We start from the raw sequence: 3,603 nt of genomic DNA on the forward strand, positions 1-3,603 counted from the left end.
TCTTCATCGCAGCGCCAACGTGAATCCTCCCCAGCCAACCATCTCCCGCTAGTTGGGCGCCCCACCGCCCATTCGACTGGATCGATCGCAACTTAGCGTTTGGCGCAAAGCCATTGCCGGCGGAAGGCTGCGCGGTCTCGCCTGGTTCCCGGCCATCGACAAGGTTGGCATCGTTTTCACCGGTTGCAGTTCGCCAAGCCACTGCGTCCTGGTCTCCTTTTCTGTTCATGAGGTTTCAGAGATGAGGCCGATGCACCTGGCGGTCAGCAGGCGGGTCAAGGCGGACGCGAAGCCCAGATTCCACTCGGGCGGAACGACTTGCGCGCCCTTTGCGTAGACATCGGTGAGCCGCTCTGGCGGGTTGGCGTCTGCCAGAGGGTGGCCACCAGCGAGTAGGCGGCCAACAGCATATCCAGTGATCCCGAACGGCCGAGCGCAGGCAACGAGCTCTCAATTGCGTCGGCGGGGATAGCGTCGCGGCGGTCCTGATCCGCTTGACCTCGACAACCCGTTCGTCGTCCACCTCGTGCTGCGACCGGCGTCTTGGTCCGCGCCGCACTTGAAGCCCTGCGCTACTGGCTGCTCTATGTTCCACGACCTGCGCGATGGGCGGATTATGCGCTGTTCTTTTCCGGCGCGGTGGTGAGATGACGGATAAACATCGCCACCTCCTCAACCGCGCGAAGCGCATCTGGGTTGACGTCGAAACCGAGCTGGAACATGTGCATCGCCTTGTGCCACTGCTGCACCCACACTGGTACGCCGTGAGCCCGCAGCCGGTCGGCCAGCGTGAGGGTGTCATTGAGCAGCATCTCGTGGGTGCCAACCTGGAGCAAAAATGGGCCAAGGCCATGCAGATCGGCCTCCGACGGCATCACTGGCGCCGCCCGGGTGCCGTTGACAGTACCGAAGACGTCATAGAGGAACTTCACCGTCATGAACGGAAACATCACGTCGCGATGGTCTTTGAGGGCCCGGTACTTCAGCCCCATATCCGACGACGTCAGCGGTGACATCAGCGCCTGACCCGCAGGCACCGGCAGCCCGCTGTCGCGGGCGGCCAGTGCGGTACCGGCAGCCACCATGCCACCGGCCGAATCTCCTGCTAGCACAATGCGATCCGCTGAAAAGCCGAGCGACATAACGTAGCGGTAGGCGTCGAGCCCGTCGGACACGGCATCCTCAAGGCGGGCCTGCGGGGCCAGCCGGTAACCGACATTGAATACCCGCGCGCCGGTCTCTTGGGAGAGCTTACCGACAAACCGCCGATGCGAATTGAGACCCAAAGTCACCAGCGCCGAGCCGTGGAAGTAGACGATAACCCGGTCGGACTGGCGGGCCGTCGGGAATACCACCCACTCGGCCGGACACTGTGGCAATGCGACGGGGGTCACTTGAGTTCCCGCCGGTGGCGGCACCACGCGCAGCGGTTTGTCGATGACGTCAAGGCGTGCACGCTGCAACAGGTGAGGACTGAAACGGTTGATGACTATGCCGATGACGGTCAAGGTAGCGAGCACTGGGCGCGCGAAGATAGCCGTCAATAACGCCAGCAGGCGCGACTGCCAGCAGATGGAGCCGAAGTGGGCGCTCGCGGGCCGATCCCGCCAATCAGACGAATTCACAGAGCCAACGGTATCAGGTACCGCATGTATTAGATACTATCTGTATGGGGTCCGCTGTAACGCGCGAAGGAGTGAGGACGGTAGCGGTCTGCACGTTCGACAGACCCCTCGCGATCGGACGGGAGGGGCCCAGATCGCCGACTTCACAATGCTAGCCTCGAGGTTTCATGTCGTTGGGGGTTGTGACGGCGTGTAATGCACGGAAGCGCCTGTCCTGCAGGGAATTCTTGGGATTGCTGAAGTCTCAAGATCCTCAAGCAGGAAGGCAACTCCGTAGGTGAAGCGTAACGCAGTTGGTGGGCTGGTCGTCGATGATGTCCGCGAGTCGTTGGTGACGTCATCGGGCGCGGCGATGATGAACGAGACGATCCGGGTTGCGGGCCTGGGGCTTGTCCTATCGAGGGCGCTGGGGCCGTGGCGGCTGGCGCGGGCCCGCCATGATCCGGGCAAGGTGCTGCTTGACGTGGCGATCGCGGTCGCGCTCGGTGGTGACTGTTTGGCCGATGTGGCCGCAGTCCGTGCGCAGCGCGACTTGTTCGGAGTCGTGGCCTCCGACCCGACTGTGTCTCGGTTGTTTGCGGCGTTGGCCGTCGATGACGCCACCACCGATGCTGCGGTCATGGCGCTGCGCTCGGCACACGCTGCAGCCCGTGACCGGGTCTGGTCACGGCGTCGGCCGCTGGCGGGAACACCGGGAACACGAGAGGGTGGGCAGGTCATCGTCGATATCGATGCCACCCTGGTGGCGGCGCATTCGGATAAGGAGGGCGCTGAGGCGACCCACAAGATGTCTTATGGGTTCGCCCCGATGTGCGCTTTTGTCGACCATGGCGAGCACGGCACCGGAGAAACTCTGGCGCTGGACCTACGCCCGGAAAGGCCTCGCCGTTCAATAGTTCTGATCACATCACAGTGCTGGGCGCCGCGCTGGAACAACTGCCCGCCGCCGAGCGGGGCCAGGTGCTGGTGCGCGCCGATGCCGGCGGGGCGTCTAAAGCATTCCTGCATCACCTCACCGACGCCGGATTGCACTATTCCATCGGGTTTCCCGCTCACGGCCCTGTCCAGGCCGCGATCGAGACGATTCCCGAGCAGGCTTGGGTGGCTGCGCTCGACAGTGACGGCGCACCTCGTGAGGGTGCGCAGGTCGCCGAGCTCACCAACTGGATGCCGACCCCGGTCAAACCCACCCGTTCGCCGGCCAAGTACGGCCCCCAGGAATGGCCACGCGGGATGCGAGTCATCGCCCGCCGTGAACGTCCTCACCCCGGTGCCCAGCTACGGCTGACCGACCATAACGGCTGGCGAATCACCTGCTTTGCGACCAACACTCGCGGAACCGGCTGGACGCTGCCGACCCTGGAAGTGCGTCACCGCCAACGCGCCCGCGCCGAAGACCGTATCCGCTGTCTGAAGGACACCGGCCTGCGTAACCTGCCTTTCCACAGCTACCGGGCCAACCGGATCTGGCTCGAAGTCGTCGCCCTGGCTGGCGACCTGATCGCCTGGACTCAAACCCTGGCCTTCGAGCGTCATCAACCCGCCCGCAGCCAAGATCGATCTCGTGACACGGACGGGTGTGATTTGTGATGAGTTTTGGGCGGTGGTCGAGCCGTTGATGCCGTCGCATGACGGTAAGCGAGGCAACAGGTTTCGTGATCACCGGCTGATCCTGGAAGCGATCGCCTGGCATTTTCGCACAGGATGCCCGTGGCGGGACCTGCCCGCCGAATTCGGGCCGTGGCAAACAGTGTGGAAACGCCATCACCGGTGGTCGCTGGACGGCACGTACGACGAGATGTTCGCCCGGGTCGCGGCCTCGTTCGGGTTCGACGCCGACGTGCACGCCGACATCGAAAAGCTGTTATCAGTCGATTCGACCAACGTGCGTGCCCATCAACGGCTCTTCGTAATTCAGAGTGCATTGACAAGTTGGTGGAGTGCTCCGCTGTGTAGTAGTGAGCGCCAACGGTAGTGG

The 3,603-nt window shown here is 63.5% G+C and carries 1 protein-coding gene and 3 pseudogenes; 2 read left to right on the forward strand and 2 right to left on the reverse strand.

The features are described 5' to 3' along the window. Window positions 1-225: 225 nt before the first annotated feature. Window positions 226-532: pseudogene (locus tag BST44_RS31260) on the reverse strand (TetR/AcrR family transcriptional regulator); the annotation flags it as partial. A gap of 82 nt (window positions 533-614) precedes the next feature. Beyond that, window positions 615-1,625: an alpha/beta hydrolase gene (locus tag BST44_RS28855; RefSeq protein ID WP_033721600.1), complete on the reverse strand. Its 1,011-nt coding sequence runs from the start codon at window positions 1,623-1,625 to the stop codon at window positions 615-617. A gap of 277 nt (window positions 1,626-1,902) precedes the next feature. Between BST44_RS28855 and BST44_RS28860 the strand changes: the two are divergent. Beyond that, window positions 1,903-3,191 (forward strand): annotated as a pseudogene (locus tag BST44_RS28860) (IS1380 family transposase); the annotation flags it as partial. Continuing rightward, window positions 3,190-3,525 (forward strand): annotated as a pseudogene (locus BST44_RS28865) (IS5 family transposase); the annotation flags it as partial. The pseudogenes BST44_RS28860 and BST44_RS28865, both read left to right, overlap by 2 nt. Window positions 3,526-3,603 lie beyond the last annotated feature (78 nt).

Source organism: Mycobacterium scrofulaceum, assembly GCF_002086735.1.
GTDB lineage: Bacteria > Actinomycetota > Actinomycetes > Mycobacteriales > Mycobacteriaceae > Mycobacterium > Mycobacterium scrofulaceum.